Origin of the sequence: Cryobacterium sp. PH31-AA6, from assembly GCF_030063195.1 — a bacterium.
Classification (GTDB): domain Bacteria; phylum Actinomycetota; class Actinomycetes; order Actinomycetales; family Microbacteriaceae; genus Cryobacterium.
Map to the genome: position 1 here is coordinate 41849 of NZ_JASISS010000017.1, position 15606 is coordinate 57454.

17 protein-coding genes and 2 tRNA genes are annotated in these 15606 nt (G+C 67.7%); 9 read left to right on the plus strand and 10 right to left on the minus strand.

Annotation, left to right across the window (positions count from 1 at the left end):
• Positions 1 to 16: 16 nt before the first annotated feature.
• Both QMG61_RS12050 and gabT read right to left on the minus strand, forming a co-directional pair.
• The gene (locus tag QMG61_RS12050) at positions 17 to 1303 is read right to left on the minus strand and encodes a Glu/Leu/Phe/Val family dehydrogenase (protein ID WP_283494569.1); all 1287 of its coding nucleotides are present in this window, start codon (positions 1301 to 1303) and stop codon (positions 17 to 19) included.
• Positions 1300 to 2667: a 4-aminobutyrate--2-oxoglutarate transaminase gene (gene gabT, locus QMG61_RS12055; RefSeq protein WP_283494570.1), complete on the minus strand. Its 1368-nt coding sequence runs from the start codon at positions 2665 to 2667 to the stop codon at positions 1300 to 1302. Before gabT ends, QMG61_RS12050 begins: the two co-directional genes overlap by 4 nt.
• Before the next feature lie 146 nt (positions 2668 to 2813).
• Between gabT and QMG61_RS12060 the strand changes: the two genes are divergently transcribed.
• Entirely contained in the window at positions 2814 to 4388 is a 1575-nt protein-coding gene (locus QMG61_RS12060; RefSeq protein WP_283494571.1) for a PucR family transcriptional regulator, read from the plus strand.
• A gap of 67 nt (positions 4389 to 4455) precedes the next feature.
• Here the strand turns inward: QMG61_RS12060 and QMG61_RS12065 are convergent, their stop codons facing one another.
• Positions 4456 to 5133 (minus strand): DUF8185 domain-containing protein, encoded by a 678-nt coding sequence (locus QMG61_RS12065; protein WP_283494572.1) that lies wholly within the window; start codon positions 5131 to 5133, stop codon positions 4456 to 4458.
• A 69-nt stretch (positions 5134 to 5202) separates the two neighbouring features.
• On the opposite strand from QMG61_RS12065, the gene QMG61_RS12070 reads away from it, so the two are divergent.
• Positions 5203 to 6078 (plus strand): acyl-CoA thioesterase, encoded by an 876-nt coding sequence (locus tag QMG61_RS12070; protein WP_283494573.1) that lies wholly within the window; start codon positions 5203 to 5205, stop codon positions 6076 to 6078.
• 82 nt (positions 6079 to 6160) lie between these two features.
• Positions 6161 to 6604 (plus strand): QcrA and Rieske domain-containing protein, encoded by a 444-nt coding sequence (locus tag QMG61_RS12075; RefSeq protein ID WP_283494574.1) that lies wholly within the window; start codon positions 6161 to 6163, stop codon positions 6602 to 6604.
• 23 nt (positions 6605 to 6627) lie between these two features.
• Here the strand turns inward: QMG61_RS12075 and QMG61_RS12080 are convergent, their stop codons facing one another.
• From QMG61_RS12080 to msrA, 4 genes are all read right to left on the minus strand, one after another.
• A complete protein-coding gene (locus QMG61_RS12080; RefSeq protein ID WP_283494575.1) occupies positions 6628 to 7122 on the minus strand; it encodes an acyl-CoA thioesterase in 495 nt (164 codons plus the stop codon).
• A gap of 7 nt (positions 7123 to 7129) precedes the next feature.
• Complete coding sequence (gene ettA / locus QMG61_RS12085) at positions 7130 to 8812, minus strand: energy-dependent translational throttle protein EttA (RefSeq protein ID WP_283494576.1); 1683 nt, start codon at positions 8810 to 8812, stop codon at positions 7130 to 7132.
• Between the two features lie 92 nt (positions 8813 to 8904).
• Entirely contained in the window at positions 8905 to 9351 is a 447-nt protein-coding gene (locus QMG61_RS12090) for a single-stranded DNA-binding protein (RefSeq protein ID WP_283494577.1), read from the minus strand.
• Between the two features lie 183 nt (positions 9352 to 9534).
• Positions 9535 to 10059, minus strand: a complete 525-nt coding sequence (gene msrA, locus QMG61_RS12095) for a peptide-methionine (S)-S-oxide reductase MsrA (RefSeq protein ID WP_283494578.1) — start codon at positions 10057 to 10059, stop codon at positions 9535 to 9537.
• 17 nt (positions 10060 to 10076) lie between these two features.
• Between msrA and mgrA the strand changes: the two genes are divergently transcribed.
• From mgrA to QMG61_RS12115, 4 genes are all read left to right on the plus strand, one after another.
• Positions 10077 to 11084 (plus strand): L-glyceraldehyde 3-phosphate reductase, encoded by a 1008-nt coding sequence (gene mgrA / locus QMG61_RS12100; protein WP_283494579.1) that lies wholly within the window; start codon positions 10077 to 10079, stop codon positions 11082 to 11084.
• Positions 11085 to 11086: 2 nt separating this feature from the next.
• Entirely contained in the window at positions 11087 to 12049 is a 963-nt protein-coding gene (locus tag QMG61_RS12105; RefSeq protein ID WP_283494580.1) for an EamA family transporter, read from the plus strand.
• Positions 12050 to 12114: 65 nt separating this feature from the next.
• A complete protein-coding gene (locus QMG61_RS12110; RefSeq protein WP_283494581.1) occupies positions 12115 to 12492 on the plus strand; it encodes a hypothetical protein in 378 nt (125 codons plus the stop codon).
• Between the two features lie 99 nt (positions 12493 to 12591).
• The gene (locus QMG61_RS12115; protein WP_283494582.1) at positions 12592 to 13290 is read left to right on the plus strand and encodes a hypothetical protein; all 699 of its coding nucleotides are present in this window, start codon (positions 12592 to 12594) and stop codon (positions 13288 to 13290) included.
• 118 nt (positions 13291 to 13408) lie between these two features.
• On the opposite strand, the gene nadE is transcribed toward QMG61_RS12115, so the two are convergent.
• The 3 genes from nadE to QMG61_RS12130 all read right to left on the minus strand — a co-directional run bounded on the left by nadE (position 13409) and on the right by QMG61_RS12130 (position 14740).
• Positions 13409 to 14230, minus strand: coding sequence for an NAD(+) synthase (gene nadE / locus QMG61_RS12120; RefSeq protein ID WP_283494583.1), 822 nt, complete (start codon positions 14228 to 14230; stop codon positions 13409 to 13411).
• A 79-nt stretch (positions 14231 to 14309) separates the two neighbouring features.
• A tRNA-Arg gene (locus QMG61_RS12125) sits at positions 14310 to 14385 on the minus strand.
• A gap of 94 nt (positions 14386 to 14479) precedes the next feature.
• Positions 14480 to 14740: a thioredoxin domain-containing protein gene (locus QMG61_RS12130; RefSeq protein ID WP_283494584.1), complete on the minus strand. Its 261-nt coding sequence runs from the start codon at positions 14738 to 14740 to the stop codon at positions 14480 to 14482.
• Positions 14741 to 14858: 118 nt separating this feature from the next.
• On the opposite strand from QMG61_RS12130, the gene orn reads away from it, so the two are divergent.
• Both orn and QMG61_RS12140 read left to right on the plus strand, forming a co-directional pair.
• On the plus strand, positions 14859 to 15479 hold the full coding sequence (orn, locus tag QMG61_RS12135; protein ID WP_283494585.1) for an oligoribonuclease: 621 nt from the start codon (positions 14859 to 14861) through the stop codon (positions 15477 to 15479).
• Between the two features lie 45 nt (positions 15480 to 15524).
• Positions 15525 to 15600, plus strand: a tRNA-His gene (locus QMG61_RS12140).
• Positions 15601 to 15606: the final 6 nt, after the last annotated feature.

The following is a 15606-nucleotide window of genomic DNA, read 5'->3' on the forward strand; positions in this document are numbered from 1 at the left end:
GGCGGCTCGATGCCGGTTAGGGGTACAGGCCGCGAAGGAGGTGGGCCTCCGCGACCCGCTCGACCGCGAGCACGGTCGCGGCGGCGCGCAGGGAGAGGTCCCTGGCCGCGGCATACTCCACAACCTGCTGCCAGGCGCCGAGCATCCGCTCTTCCAGCTTGTGCTCGACCTCGTCGGCGTTCCACCAATAGGCCTGGTTGCCCTGCACCCATTCGAAATAGGAGACCAGCACCCCTCCGGCGTTGGCGAGGATGTCGGGAACGACCAACTGACCGTTCTCGGAAAAGATCCGGTCGGCCGCGGGCGAGGTCGGGCCGTTCGCGCCCTCGACGATGATCCGGGCGCTGACCCTGGCGGCGTTACCCTCGTGCAGCACGCCTTCGACGGCGGCCGGCACGAGCAGGTCCACGGGAAGCTCGAGCAGGGCGTCGCCGTCCAACGGCTCCGCCCCGTCATAGCCGACGACCCGCCCGGTGGCGGCGACGTATGCGCTGAGCCGGGTGAAGTCCAGGCCGTTCCGGTTGTAGACGGCGCCGTACTGATCGCTGACGGCGACGACGCGCACCCCGGCGTCGGTGAGGAACACCGCGGCGTCGTGGCCGACCTTGCCGAAGCCCTGCACCGCCGCGGTGGCGCCGTGCTGGCTGATGCCGCGGTGCCGGAGCGCCGCGAGGGCGATGTGGGTGACCCCGCGGGAGGTGGCGCTGGCGCGGCCATGCGACCCGCCCAGGCTGATCGGTTTGCCGGTCACGATGCCGGGAACGGTGTAGCCGACGTTGACGGAGTAGGTGTCCATGATCCAGGCCATGGTGCGTTCGTCCGTCCCCATGTCCGGGGCGGGGATGTCCTTCTCCGGCCCGATGATCGGCAGGATCTCGCTCGTGTAGCGCCGGGTGACGCGCTCGAGCTCCGCCTGGGAGAACTGGCGGGGGTCGATGGTGACCCCGCCCTTCGCTCCACCGAACGGCACGTCGATCAGGGCGCACTTCCAGGTCATCCACATCGCGAGGGCGCGCACCTCGTCGAGGGTCACGCCGGGGCTGTAACGCAGGCCGCCCTTGGCCGGGCCGCGGGAGAGGTTGTGCTGCACCCGGTAACCGGTGAACAGGCTGGTGCTGCCGTCGTCCCGGCGGAGCGGCACGGCCACGGTCATCTCGCGGCGCGGCGTGGACAGCAGGGACTGCAGACCACTCCCGTAGCCGAGCACGTCGATCGCGCTGGCCAGCTGGGAGCGGGCATCGTCCAGCGGAGTCGCGATCGGGGTTGCGATGGCCCGCATCGGCGCGGCCTCGAGGAGGGTCATGCCAAGGCCAGCGCGTCCTGGAGAACCTGCACGCCCTCGATCAGCAGCGCGTCGGGGATGCTCAGCGGAGGCAGGAAACGGATCACATTGCCATAGGTACCGCAGGTGAGCAGGATGACGCCCTGCGCGTGGGCGGCGGCGACGACGCGGCCGGTGAGAGCGGCATCCGGTTCGCCGGTCACGGCGTCGACGACTTCGATCGCGATCATGGCTCCGCGACCGCGCACGTCACCGACCCGCTTGTCCTCGGCCTGGATGGCGTTCAGCCGGCCGGTCAGGATCGCGCCGATCTCCCTGGCCCGACCGACCAGGTTCTCGGACTCGTACGCGGCCATGGTCGCGAGGGCCGCGGCGCAGGCGAGCGGGTTGCCGCCGTAGGTGCCGCCGATGCCCCCGACCTGCGGGGAGTCCATGATTTCGGCGCGACCGGTGACCGCGGAGAGCGGCAGGCCGCCGGCGATCCCCTTGGCCATGACCATCAGGTCTGGCACGATGCCCTCGTGGTTGCTCGCGAACATGTCGCCGGTGCGGGCGAAGCCGGTCTGCACCTCGTCGGCGATGAAGACGACCTTGTTGGCGCTGCACCACGCGACGAGGGTGGGCAGGAAGCCCTCGGCGGGCACGATGAAGCCGCCCTCACCCTGGATCGGTTCGATGATCACCGCGGCGAGGTTGTCGGCGCCGATCTGCTTCTCGATCTGGGAGATGGCACGCTGGGCCGCGGCCACGCCGTCAACGCCGCCGTCGCGGTAGGGGTAGGACATCGGCGCGCGGTAGAGCTCGGCGGCGAACGGGCCGAACCCGTTCTTGTACGGCTGGTTCTTGGCGGTCAGCCCCATGGTCAGCGTGGTGCGGCCGTGATAGGCGTGGTCGAAGGCGACGACGGCCTGCTTGCCGGTGTAGTGCCTGGCGATCTTGACGGCGTTCTCGACCGCCTCGGCCCCGGAGTTGAACAGGGCGCTTCGCTTGGCGTGATCGCCGGGGGTGAGTCGGTTCAGGGTCTCGGCGACCTCGATGTAGGAGTCGTAGGGGGCAACGGTGAAGCAGGTGTGGGTGAACTGGGCCAGCTGTGCGGCGACGGCCTCGACCACCTGGGGCGCACTGTTGCCGACACCGGTGACGGCGATGCCGCTGCCGAGGTCGATCAGCGAGTTCCCGTCGACGTCGACGAGCACGCCGCCGCCGGCCGCGACGATGTAGACGGGGAGGGTGACGCCGACGCCGGCGGAGACGGCCTGCGCCTTGCGCGCCTGCAGGGCCTGTGATTTCGGGCCGGGGATGTTCGTCACCAGGCGGCGCTCCTGCGGAAGGCTCGGTCCGCCGAGCGGCACGGTGGACAGGGTGGGGGTTTCGACGACGGTCATGGCGGCTCCAGTTCTGCGACACAGGTGCATCGACGCGGTTCCGGCGACGATGCCAATTGCGCAATGCTATGCAGCCCGACCCCACGCCGAGACTGCCACCTTGTACAACACCATGCCAATCTTTCGCCACGCTGTACACTCGTCGCATGTCTCCATCCGTGGCCCCGCCGTTGCTGCCTCCCCTGCGCCGTCTCCTCGCCCAGACCGACCTGAACCTGCGCCTGCTGACCCAGGAGGCCGACCTCCCCGCCGGGGCGCTTGATCAACCCGTCGACTGGGTGCACAGCTCCGATCTGCCGGACCCGACCCCGTTCCTCTCGGCCAGCCAGATGCTACTCACCACGGGCCGCCAGTTCACCACGGACGCGACGATGGATGCCTTCTACACCGGCTATGTCGACCGGCTGGCCGACCTCGGCATCGCCTGCCTCGGCTTCGGCACCGAGGTCATCCGCGACGGCACGCCCGACGGCCTCGTCGCCGCCTGCCTGGCCAGGGGCATCCCGCTGGTCGAGGTTCCGTACGGCACTCCGTTCATCGCCGTCGCGCGCACTGCCGGCGATCTGGTCGCCGACCTGCGCTTCGCCAGGGACACCTGGACGCTGGGCGCCCAGCGGGCCATCTCGCTCGCGGCGCTCCGCCCCGACGGACTCAGCGCCACCCTGAGCGAGTTGTCCCGCCAGCTCGGCCACTGGGTGGCCCTTTTTGACCAGAGCGGGGCACTCAACCGGGTCTTCCCGCGGGATGCGTTCACCGCCGCATCCGCCCCCCGGGGTTCCCTTGACCGGGCGCGGCACGAGGCCGAGCGGATGCTGCGCCGCGGCCAGCGCGCGAGCCTCACGGTCGACGACGGCGACGAGACGCTCAACCTGCAGACGCTCGGCCGGCGGGACCAGCTCCGCGGCGTGCTCGCGCTCGGCGGCCGCACGCCGCTCGACCAGGCCGGCCAGGAGGTGGTGACGAGCGTCATCGCCCTCGCCGGGCTCTCCCTCGAGCAGAACACCGCGCTCGGCCGGGCCCGCGGCCACCTTCGGTCGGGGCTGCTGCAGGCGCTCCTCGGCGGGCAGGTCGAGCTGGCGCGCACGATCTCCACCGAACTCTGGGGCGCCTTCCCCGACGAACCGGCGCGGATCGCGGTGACCGACCCGCCGCCCGAACGTCTGGACGCCGTCACCGAGTTCCTCGAGCTGCGGGTCGAGGAACACGCGGGGCACGTGTTCTTCGCCCGGGTCGGCGGCACCGTCGTCGTCTGCCTCGACTCCACCGCCGGCCCTCTGCTCGGCGACCTCGTCGGTTTCGGCCTGCACGTGGGAGTCTCCGACCCGGCCGAGTATCGCTCGCTCCCCCGGGCACTCAGCCAGGCCCGCCAGGCCCTGGAGCGTGCGCACGAGGGCGAACCGGGAATCGTGGCCTTCGATCTGATCTCCCGGCAGGGCGTGCTGGCCTTCCTGGCCAGGACGGATGCCTCAGAGGTCGGCCGCGCGGCCCTCCAGCCCCTGAGCAGCCACGATGCGGCTCACGGGACGGCGCTGCTGAATACGCTGCGGGTCTGGCTCGAGCAGAACGGCCAGTTCGGGCCGGCCGCCGACGTGCTCGGGGTTCACCGACACACCGTTCGCGCGCGAATCGACCAGGCGGAGCAGCTCCTCTCCCGCGACCTGAGCACGTTTCATGCCCGCGCGGATGTCTGGGCCGCCCTCTTGTCGACGACTTCCGCTTGAGTCGCGGAGAAAGCACCTCCCGACGGATCGGGAGGGTGCTTTCTCCGAAACTCAGCCTCCGGCCGACCTAGGCGCGGAGCGACCAGGGCTTGCGGCGCACGAGAATGTGTCCGCGGCTGGTGCTCAGCCGGGTCCACGGGCCCGTCTCGAAGAGGCGCACGGGCTCGTCCTGCGGCAGAAAGCCGAGACTGACCGCGGCGAAGGCGGCGCCGCTCGGCACGATCTCCAGGCCGGGGATCGGCCGACCCCAGACCTCGGAACGCACCCGCTGCACGATCTGGCCGCCCGTTCCGGTCGGGATGACCGCGGCGACCTCCTCGATGCCGGCGTCCGCCGACGTCTGCAGCAGGGCGGCATCCGTTTCGCCCAGGGCGGTCCAGCCGCCCTTGGGTGGGGAGATCCCGGCCCAGGTCACGGTGGTCACCTCGAGCGGCACGGTCACGGTGACCGGAGCTGCCGGGTCGGTCACGGCCGCGACGAGCCGGGCCAGCCGGTCGAGCAGCGATCGCACCGGCACGACCGCGTCCAGCTCAACCGGAGCGGTCAGCGCGAAGGTGCGCAGTCCGAGCACGGTCGGGCTGGCGTCGAGGAGGCCGCGCGGATACAGGATCGCCGTGTACACGGCGAGCACGCCGGCCGCCGAAATCAGGCGCACCGAACCGTCCTCCACCCGACTGGCGCGCGAGAGGTATACCTGAAGGTCGCTGAGGGAAAGGGAATCTGTGAGAGAAAATGACTTGGCCATCTGCTTCTAAACTACCAAGGTACGCCGGGGCTCACACCGACCCCCCTTTCCGCGCCTGAGGAGGCCAACATGGACGAGCCAATGGACGGTCTCCTGACCGCTCTCGACCTCACCGATACGGGCGCCCGCACGAGCGAGGACATCTTCACCGGGCCGTCGCAGTGGATGCCGCTCGGCCGCGTCTTCGGCGGCCAGGTTCTCGCCCAGTCGCTCGTCGCCGCGATGCGCACGGTGCCGGACGACCGGCACGTGCACTCGATGCACGGCTACTTCCTGCGCCCCGGCGATGTCGGCCAGCCGATCACGTTCTCCGTCGAACGGATCCACGACGGGCGTTCATTCGCCACCCGCCGCACCCAGGCCTACCAGGATGGCCGGCCGATCCTGTCGATGATCGCCTCGTTCCAGGACGAGGACGAGGGACTCGAACACCACATCGAGATGCCCACCGACCTGCCCGACCCGGAGTCACTGCCGACGGCTGCGCAGTCGCTCGAAACGGTCGACCACTCGATCGCACGCTACTGGGCGAGCGAGCGCCCATTTGACATGCGACATGTTCCGTCGCCGATCTACCTCACGGTGGACGGCGAGCACACGTCCCGCCAGGCCGTGTGGATGAAGACACTCGGCCCCCTGCCGGACGACCCGGACCTGCACCGCGCGGCATTGGCCTACGCCAGCGATTACTCGATCATGGAACCGATCATGCGCCGCCACGGAATTGCCTGGGCCACTCCCGGTCTCAAGGTAGCGAGCCTCGACCACGCCATGTGGTTCCACCGCTTCGGGCGCGCCGACGAGTGGATGCTGTACGTGCAGGATTCCCCGTCGGCACAGGGCGGCCGAGGGCTGTCGACGGCCAGCATCTTCAGCCGGTCCGGCCTGCTCCTGGCCACGGTCGCCCAGGAGGGCATGCTGCGCGTGCCGACGAACGCCGAGTAGCAGTTCGCTGCCGGGACCCAGCCGAAGTGCGTAGCATCGCCCTGGCAAACCCATTCAGTCGCCGACTCGCTCGAGGAGAACCATGACCACCTCCACCCCGATCTCAGGCGAAAACGCCACGGGCCTGTCCCGCCGCGCCGCCCTCCTGATCGGCGGCGCCGGCACCGCCGTCGCGCTGGTCGGCTGCAGCACCGGCCCCGCCGCCGGTGACGGGGCGAAGAACGGCCAGAGCGCCCCGACCGAGGTCGCCAAGCTCGCCGACATCCCGGTCGGCGGCTCGGTCGAGGCGTCACTCAACGGCACGGCGATCCTGGTCAGCCAGCCCAGCGCCGGCACGCTCGTCGCGTTCAACGCGGCATGCACCCACAAGGGCTGCCGGGTCAAGCCCGTCGGCAAGGAATTCGATTGCCCGTGCCACGGCTCGAAGTTCGACGCCATGACCGGGGCGGTGCTCGCCGGCCCCGCACCGAGCCCGCTGGTATCGGTTCCGGTATCGATCGACGGCGACGCGGTCATCGCCGGTTAGGGTTCGCCCGCGCGAACGCCGGGTCAGGCCTCCGGAACGGATGCCCGCCGGGTGAACCTGATCGGCTCGTCCAGGTAGGGGGTCCAGGCGTCGCGCTCGGCCGCATTGATCTTCCGTGGCCGCTCGGTGGCCGCATCGACGAGCACCATCGTGGTACTCGCCTGCGCGTACAGCACCGCGGGCACAACCCCGTCCGGGCCCCAGACCTCGTAGCAGATCTCAAGGCTCGCGCCACCGATCTTGCCGAGCCAGAGCCGTACGACGACCGGCTGGCGAAGGTAGGGAATCGGGGCGAGGTACTCCGCCTCGAGACGGCCGATCAGGGTCAACGTCGCCGCACCGGGGCGCCCGTCGAGAACCGCGGTGCCCGCGCCGAGGGCCGTTTCGGTCGCGTCATCGTCAAGCCAGAACGCCTGGATGCGCGCCTCCTCGAGGAGGCGCAGCAACTCGGCGTTGTTGACATGACCGTAGGCGTCCAGATCGGACCAACGCAGCCGGATCGGCACATGCAGCTTCATCGAAGTCCTAGTCGCGGGTGAGCTTGCGGTAGGCGGAACGGTGCGGCTTCGCGGCATCCGGGCCGAGGCGTTCGATCTTGTTCTGCTCGTAGGACTCGAAGTTCCCCTCGAACCAATACCAGTTCGCCGGGTTCTCGTCGGTGCCCTCGTAGGAGAGGATGTGGGTCGCGATCCGGTCGAGGAACCACCGGTCGTGAGTGATCACCACCGCGCAGCCGGGGAATTCGAGCAGCGCGTTCTCGAGCGACCCCAGGGTTTCAACGTCCAGGTCGTTGGTGGGCTCGTCGAGCAGAAGCAGGTTGCCGCCCTGCTTGAGGGTGAGGGCCAGGTTAAGGCGGTTGCGCTCTCCACCGGAGAGTACGCCGGCCTTCTTCTGCTGGTCCGGTCCCTTGAACCCGAAGGTGGAGACGTAGGCGCGAGACGGGATCTCGGTCTTGCCGACCTGGATGTAGTCCTGGCCGTCGGAGACGACCTCCCACAGCGTCTTGTTCGGGTCGATGCCGGTGCGGTCCTGGTCGACGTAGGAGATCGCGACCGTCTCACCGATCTTGAGCTCGCCGCCGTCGAGCGGTTCCTTGCCGACGATGGTCTTGAACAGTGTCGTCTTACCGACACCGTTCGGGCCGATGATGCCGACGATGCCGTTGCGCGGGAGAGTGAAGGACAGGCCGTCGATGAGGACGCGATCGCCGAAGCCCTTCTGAAGCTTCTTCGCGTCGATGACCTGGGCGCCGAGGCGCGGGCCGACCGGGATCTGAATTTCTTCGAAGTCGAGCTTGCGGGTGCTCTCCGCCGCCGCGGCCATTTCCTCGTACCGGGCGAGACGCGCCTTGGACTTGGCCTGGCGTCCCTTGGCGTTCGACCGCACCCATTCGAGCTCGTCCGCGAGGCGCTTGGCCATCTTCGCGTCCTTCTTGCCCGCGATCAGCAGTCGTTCCTGCTTCTTCTCGAGGTAGGTCGAGTAGTTGCCCTCGTAGGGGTACAGGTGGCCGCGGTCGACTTCGGCGATCCACTCGGCCACGTGGTCGAGGAAGTACCGGTCGTGAGTGACGGCGAGCACGGCGCCCGGGTACTGGGCGAGGTGCTGTTCGAGCCAGAGCACGCTCTCGGCGTCGAGGTGGTTAGTGGGTTCGTCGAGGAGGAGCAGGTCGGGCTTCTGCAGCAAAAGCTTGGTCAGCGCCACCCGGCGCTTCTCACCGCCGGAGAGCTCGGCGACCGCGGAGTCGCCTGGCGGGGTGCGGAGGGCGTCCATGGCCTGTTCGAGCTGGGAATCAAGGTCCCAGGCGTCCGCGGCGTCAATGGCTTCCTGCAACGTGCCCATCTCGGCCAGGAGGGCGTCGAAGTCGGCGTCCGGCTCCGCGAGGGCGAGGCTGATCTCGTTGAACCGGTCGACCTTGGCCTTGATCGGTCCAACGCCTTCCTGCACGTTCTCGAGCACCGTCTTGGTTTCGTCCAGCTCCGGCTCCTGCATCAGGATGCCGACGCTGTACCCGGGCGAGAGCTTCGCTTCACCGTTGCTCGGAGTGTCGAGGCCGGCCATGATCTTGAGGATCGTGGACTTTCCGGCTCCGTTCGGCCCGACCACGCCAATTTTGGCGCCGGGGAAAAAGGACATTGTCACATCGTCGAGGATGAGCTTGTCGCCAACCGCCTTGCGTGCGCGGACCATCGAGTAAATAAATTCGGCCATAGTGCTTACCAGTCTATTTGCCGTGTGGCCCCGACCCAACACCGGGGAGCCGCTGCACGGCGCCCGTCGGGTGGCCGCAGGCGCGAGCAACCCTAGGAGTCCAGGGTCGCCAGGTCGGCTTCCTCCCCCGCGGAAGTCCCCACCGGAGGCTCCACGGTCTCGTCGGGAATGCGGCCGGGCGAGGGCGTCATCCGTTGGTATGTCGTGGTGCACCAGGTCAGGTCGTGGCCAACGCTGTCCGCTTCGATTTCGATGGCGGTGCCGTTCTTGTCGGCGTTGTGCCAATCGCGCACACGCAGCCGACCGGCCACGAGGACGTGTTCGCCCCGCCGAATCGACCGCACCACGTTGTGGGCCAACTGGCGGAAGGTCGAGACCGTGTACCAATTCGTCTCCGCGTCCACCCAGGTCTGCTTGGTCCGGTCGAACCTGCGCTGGCCTGAGGCCAGCCGGAACGACGAGATGGCGAGCCCGGAACTGGTCACGAGGTGGCGTGGTGTTGTCGCCACGATCCCGGTCACGGTGATGATGTCGCTCACGGTGCTCTCCTTGCGCGCTCGGACGCCGGGCAACCGCCCGGCGCACGCGACCCGGGAGTAACCGCTCGTGCCTGTCTCGGTCACTCCCGGTCCACGTGCTCCGAGTGTGCGATCACTGGGCACCGGGGCGAGATGGTTCCTCGTTTCGGTGCGCGCACAGGCGCTGGTGCCGCCTGTGGAGGGTTAGGGAAGGAGGTACTGGGCGTACGACTTGCGGATCTTGTTCACCTTGGGAAGAGCAACGGCCATGCAGTACCCCTGGCCGGGGTTCTTGGCGAAAAAGTCCTGGTGGTAGTCCTCGGCCACGAAGTACTCACCGAGCGGCTCAATCGTCGTGACGATGCCCTCTCCCCACCATTCGGCGGCCCGGGTGCGCGCCGTTTCGAAGAGCTGCCTCTGGTCTTCGTCGACGTAGAACATGGCGGACCGGTACTGCGTCCCCACGTCGGCGCCCTGACGGTTCAGCTGAGTCGGGTCGTGCAGGGTGAAGAAAACATCGAGGATGACGCCGGCCGGAATGATCTCGGGGTCGAAGGTCACCGCGATGGCCTCGGCGTGACCGGTTCGTCCGGTACACACCGACTCATAGTCGGGATCGGGCGTTGCTCCCCCCGTATAACCCGACACGACGTCGGTAACCCCGCGAAGCACCCGATACACGGCATCGAGACACCAGAAACATCCACCTGCGACCACAAAAGTTTGCACGGACCTAGAGTAACCACATGACCTTCGTTGCCGCTGAGAACCGCTATTCCGAGATGACCTATCGCCGCACCGGACGGAGCGGGCTCAAGCTTCCGGCCCTGTCCCTCGGACTGTGGCACAATTTCGGCCACGAACGTTCGATCGACACCCAGCGGGCCATCCTGCGCCGGGCTTTCGACCTCGGAGTGACCCACTTCGACCTGGCCAACAACTACGGCCCGCCCCCCGGCTCCGCCGAAACCAACTTCGGCCGGATCTTCGCGGAGGATTTCCGTGCGTACCGCGATGAAATGATCATTTCCAGCAAGGCCGGTTACGACATGTGGCCGGGACCGTATGGCGATTTCGGTTCACGCAAGTACCTTCTCTCGTCGCTCGATGCCAGTTTGGGCCGGCTCGGGCTCGACTATGTGGACATCTTCTACTCCCACCGCCCCGACCCGGAGACACCGATCGAGGAGACGATGGGTGCCCTGGCCTCGGCCGTGCAACAGGGCAAGGCCCTCTACGTGGGGATTTCCAGCTATACGCCTGAGCAGACCAGGGCCGCTGCCGCCGCGCTGGCCGAGCACAACGTTCCGCTGCTGATCCACCAGCCGCGCTATTCGATGTTCGACCGTCACATCGAAGACGGGCTGTTCCCGGTGCTCGACGAACTCGGCGTGGGCAGCATCTGCTTCTCCCCCCTGGCCCAGGGGCTCCTGACCGACCGGTACCTCTCCGGAAGCGTCCCCGCCGACTCGCGGGTCGCGACGAGCCGGTTCCTCTCCGAGGACGTGCTCACCGACAGCTACCTCGACCGTGTCCGCGGCCTGAACGCGATCGCGGTCGAACGCGGCCAGACCCTGGCCCAGCTTGCCGTGACCTGGATCCTGCGCCAGCAGTCGGTGACCAGTGTGCTCGTCGGCGCGAGTAGCGTCGGGCAGCTGGAGCAGACCGTCGCCGCCCTCGACGCGCCGGCGTTGACCGACGAGGAGATCGCCGCCATCGAACCGTTCGCCGTGCACGGCACCGGGCTCAGCTAAACGTGGGCTACCTCTACGCTCTCCTCGCGTCGCTGCTCTTCGGCCTGAACGGCAGCACCACCAAGGTGATCGTGGAGGCCGGGCTCTCCCCCGCCCAGCTGACGTTCTACCGGGTGACCATCATCGCGGTGCTCGCGGGGATCCTGCTGCTCCTCACCAACCGCCGGGGCTTTCGGATCAGTCGACGGCAGGTGGCCGTGATGGCGTTACTCGGCGTGGCCGGGGTCGCCCTCATCCAATGGTTCTACGCCGTGGCGATCAGCCTGTTGCCGGTCGGCATCGCGCTGATGCTCGAGTACTCCGGGGTGCTGCTGGTGGCCCTGGTCGCCCGGTTCGTCTTCAAGGATCGGGTGAAACCGAGGATCTGGGTGGCGATCGGCTGCGTGCTCGTCGGTATGGCCGTGGTCGCGCAGATCTGGGCGAGTACCCTCGCGCCGCTCGGGGTGCTTGCCGGAATCGCCGCCGCAATCTGCCTGGCCGTGTATTTCCTGGTCGGGGAGCGACAGGTCACCTCCACCTCTCCCCTGGTCGTGTCGTTCTGGTCGATGCTCTTCGCGAGCCTCTTCTGGCTTGTCTTCAGCGCGTGGTGGCAGGTTGAACCGCAAACGCTGGCGCAGCAGGTTCCCCTGCACGGCAACCTCGAGGCACTCGCGTTGCCGCTGTGGGCGCTTGTGCTCTGGAACGGCGTCGTGGGGTCGTTCGCGCCGTACCTGCTCTCCTACATGGCGCTGGGCCGGCTTTCGGCGACGGCCGCGGGCATCGTCTCCGCGTCCGAGGTGCTCTTCGCGTTCGGTTTCGCGTTCCTGTGGCTCGGCGAGTCGCTCGACCTCGTTCAGTCGGCCGGGGTGCTGCTCGTGCTGGGCGGGATTGTGGTGGCCCAGACGGCCAGGGTGAACAAAGCCGTCGACCTGGATCTGGCCACTCAGGACCTGTCCCTGGGAACGGAGCCGGCCACAGCGGGGTGAATGTCGGCGGTAGGTCGTAGCGTGAGGGCATCATCAACCGCGGCCGGCCGATTTCGGAGGATTTCATGTCCATAAGCCTTTCCCTGCCCGGCCGAACCATGCCGAACCTCGCCCGGTCCAATCGCGCCATGCCCGACCGGTCCCTGCCGCCAGCGCCGACCGCGACCCTGCGCGATCTCACCCTGCGCGATCTCACCCTGCGCGATCTCACCCTGCGCGATCTCACCCTGCGCGATCTCACCCTGCGCGATCTCACCCTGCTGCACGTCGGTGACGGGCTCTGGCGGGTGGTCAACCGCACCGGGGCCGTACTCGGCCACATTGAGCGCAGCACCGACGGCGTCGACGAACGCTTCGCGGCGCGGCGCCTCCTCGCCGCGACGCGCACGATGGTTGTCGGCACGTTCTGGAACATCGACGACGCTGCCGCCTGCTTCCGATGACCCTTCTCGCGCCCTCGCCTGACCAACTCCGACACGACCTTTCGGGCACGCCGGGCTCGCTCCCCACGAACCGGCATGGGTCCCGGTAAAGTGCCGCTCATGCAGTGGTGGAATAGTTTCGTGTCCTGGCTCACGGCAGCCAGCAATCAGTCCGTGGTCTTCAGCGCAGTGGTGCTCGTCGTCGCGATCATCGTGGCCAGCGTGCTGGCCGCGTGGATCTCCCGTGGAGCCATCCGGCATCTGCTGACCCAGCACGACCGGGAGCTCAAGACGGCGGTGATCGGCGCGCTTGTCGACGCAGCGACCGAGGCATCCGTCTGGAACTCCCTGAGCCCCCAGGAGCAGGTGATGGCGGACCGCGCCGTCGGCCAGGCTGACATTCAGCTGCGGCTGCTGCCGATCAAGGGATCGGCCGTGGCCGCGAATTGGGCGGCCCACCAGCTGGCCGAGCTCAAGCGAACCTCCGCGACCTTCGGCTACCAGCTTGAACCGGCCCTGCTCGAGTTCCGTGATCGCCTGATCGAATGGCAGCACAAGCCGGCACGGGCGCGCAAGGTTTTCCTCAGCGACCTCGACCGCTGGAAGGCGGCGAGCACCACGTCCGAGAAGAATCTTCTCGCCGAACAGGATGCGTGGGCCGCTCAGCAGCACCACGACCAGCACACCCCGCAGCCTGACCCGGTGCCCGCGCCAGTCAACTACGCCGCAGCTCCCGCCGCACCGTCGACGGAGACCCAGCGTCTCCTCGACGACGTGCAGGCGCTCGAGGTTCGCCCCGCCCCGTACACGGTTTCCTAGCGCTCGGCCGCCCGACCCACTACCGTTCCGGTTCGCGCAGGTTCTCAGGCATCGTCGGGTTTTAGAACCGGGCGGTGCCTGTGTCTTGCGCCCAGCGGTCCCGGGCCGAGCCAGGTGGCTAGCGCCACCACTCGTCGAACATCGACGCGGGCACTCGACGCTTGTGCTCGGTAGCGAGGTACCTCTTCTCGATGGCGTCCCCGGCCTCGTCGTCGACAGGGAGTCCCTCAAGGAAGTCGTCGATCTGTTCGTAACGCAGACCGAGGTTGGCCTCGTCGGTCTGGCCGGGGTTGTGGTCGAGCAGGTCCGCGGTCGGCGGCTTCAGGTAGAGACGTTCCGGGGCACCGAGTTCGACCAGCAGGGCACGACCCTGCCGTTTGCTGAGCCCGGTGAGCGGAAGGATGTCGGTTCCACCGTCACCGTATTTCGTGAAGAATCCGGTGACCGCCTCCGCGGCGTGGTCGGTACCGACCACGAGGAGTCCCTGCGAACCGGCGAGGGCATACTGGGCGACCATCCGGGCGCGGGCCTTGACGTTGCCCTTGTCGAAGTCGGGCAGTTCCCGGCCCGTGCTGTCGAAATACTCCGTGTCGATTCCATCCACGGCCCGCGCGATGTTGAACGTGGTGACGGACTGGGGTTGGATGAATCCGAGGGCCAACTGGGCGTCATCCTCGTCGCGCTGAACGGCGTAGGGCAGGCGCACGGCCAGGAAGGTGACCTGGTGGCCCTCCGCACCGAGTTGTTCCACGGCCAGCTGGCACAACCGTCCGGCCAGGCTCGAATCCTGGCCTCCGCTTATCCCGAGCACGAGGCCCTTGGCCCCGGTACGCAACAGGTAGTCGACGAGGAACTGAGTGCGGCGGCGCACCTCATGCGCGGGGTCGATGGTTGGGGACACGTTCAGCTCCGCGATGATTCTCGCCTGTAGTTCTCGCATACACCGAATCTATCAACCCTCACCGGGGTCAGCCCCTATCCCTCGTCGGCGGCCGGGACCGGTTCTCGCTCGGGAAGAGTGGTGCCCCCGGTAGGAATCGAACCTACGACAAGCGGATTAGAAGGCCGCTGCTCTATCCACTGAGCTACGGGGGCGGAAAGTGCGTTTCAAGGCTACCCCACGTGCGGTGGGCCCGACTTCCCTTAATTTCCGGGGAGTGCCGAGGCGTTTTCGCAGGGTTCGGATTGCTCACAGGGCTTTTGCGATCGCCACGAGCACCTGGGCGAGGGTGGGCACGCCGGACGCCCGGAATACCTCCGCGCCGGCCGCATCATGCACGATGACCGTCGGGGTGATCCGGATGTCGTTCGCCTCGGCCTCGGCCGGGTCCCTGACCACATCGACCTCGCGCACCCTCGCCTGGGGCACCAGGCGTTCCACCTCCGCCAGCACTGCCCTGGTCTGGCGGCACGGCTCGCAGAATGCGGTGGAGAAGTAGGTGAGTTCCATCGAGGTTCCTTCGAGACTGGGGTGACATCGCGGACGCCGACGAGGTCGGACACCAGTCTACGACCGGTGTCGGATCGACCCCGAGGGGCCGGTCGGCGGCCGCCGCTAGACTCGCCTCATGACAAAAAGTAGTGACCGGTTGGTGTGGATCGACTGTGAAATGACCGGTTTGGACCTGGACAAAGATGAACTCGTCGAAATCGCGGTCGTGATCACCGACTACGACCTCAACATCATCGACCCGGGCCTCGACATCGTGATCAAGCCGAACGACTCCGCCCTCGCCAATATGGGTGACTTCGTCCGGGACATGCACACCACCTCCGGGCTGATCACCGAGATCCCCCACGGGGTCAGTGCCGCCGAAGCCGAGTTCGAGGTCCTCGAGTACGTGCTGAAGTTCATCCCGGCCGAGCAGAAGGCTCCGCTGGCGGGAAACTCGATCGGCACGGACCGCGCATTCCTGACCAGGTACATGCCGCGCCTGGACAATCAGCTTCACTACCGCAACGTGGACGTGTCGTCGATCAAGGAACTCGCCCGGCGCTGGTACCCGCGGGTGTACTTCAACGCACCGGCGAAGGACGGCGGACACCGCGCGCTGGCCGACATCCTGGAGTCCATCCGCGAGCTCGCCTACTACCGCCAGACGGTGTTCGTGTCCGACCCCGGACCCACCAGCGACGAGGCAAAATCGCGCGCGGTCGACGCGGTGAACAATTTCAGTCCAAACGTGTAATAGAATTCTTGAGTTGCCTCTCCTCCGGGAGACCGGCAGCGCATGGTGGGTATAGCTCAGCTGGTAGAGCATCCGGTTGTGGTCCGGAAGGCCGCGGGTTCAAGCCCCGTTACTCACCCCATATGGT

Coding starts and splice junctions, on each gene's coding strand:
- QMG61_RS12050 (WP_283494569.1), bottom strand. CDS start 1,303: ATGACCCTCCTCGAGGCCGCGCCGATGCGGGCCATCGCAACCCCGATC.
- gabT (WP_283494570.1), bottom strand. CDS start 2,667: ATGACCGTCGTCGAAACCCCCACCCTGTCCACCGTGCCGCTCGGCGGA.
- QMG61_RS12060 (WP_283494571.1), top strand. CDS start 2,814: ATGTCTCCATCCGTGGCCCCGCCGTTGCTGCCTCCCCTGCGCCGTCTC.
- QMG61_RS12065 (WP_283494572.1), bottom strand. CDS start 5,133: ATGGCCAAGTCATTTTCTCTCACAGATTCCCTTTCCCTCAGCGACCTT.
- QMG61_RS12070 (WP_283494573.1), top strand. CDS start 5,203: ATGGACGAGCCAATGGACGGTCTCCTGACCGCTCTCGACCTCACCGAT.
- QMG61_RS12075 (WP_283494574.1), top strand. CDS start 6,161: ATGACCACCTCCACCCCGATCTCAGGCGAAAACGCCACGGGCCTGTCC.
- QMG61_RS12080 (WP_283494575.1), bottom strand. CDS start 7,122: ATGAAGCTGCATGTGCCGATCCGGCTGCGTTGGTCCGATCTGGACGCC.
- ettA (WP_283494576.1), bottom strand. CDS start 8,812: ATGGCCGAATTTATTTACTCGATGGTCCGCGCACGCAAGGCGGTTGGC.
- mgrA (WP_283494579.1), top strand. CDS start 10,077: ATGACCTTCGTTGCCGCTGAGAACCGCTATTCCGAGATGACCTATCGC.
- QMG61_RS12110 (WP_283494581.1), top strand. CDS start 12,115: ATGTCCATAAGCCTTTCCCTGCCCGGCCGAACCATGCCGAACCTCGCC.
- QMG61_RS12115 (WP_283494582.1), top strand. CDS start 12,592: ATGCAGTGGTGGAATAGTTTCGTGTCCTGGCTCACGGCAGCCAGCAAT.
- nadE (WP_283494583.1), bottom strand. CDS start 14,230: ATGCGAGAACTACAGGCGAGAATCATCGCGGAGCTGAACGTGTCCCCA.
- QMG61_RS12130 (WP_283494584.1), bottom strand. CDS start 14,740: ATGGAACTCACCTACTTCTCCACCGCATTCTGCGAGCCGTGCCGCCAG.
- orn (WP_283494585.1), top strand. CDS start 14,859: ATGACAAAAAGTAGTGACCGGTTGGTGTGGATCGACTGTGAAATGACC.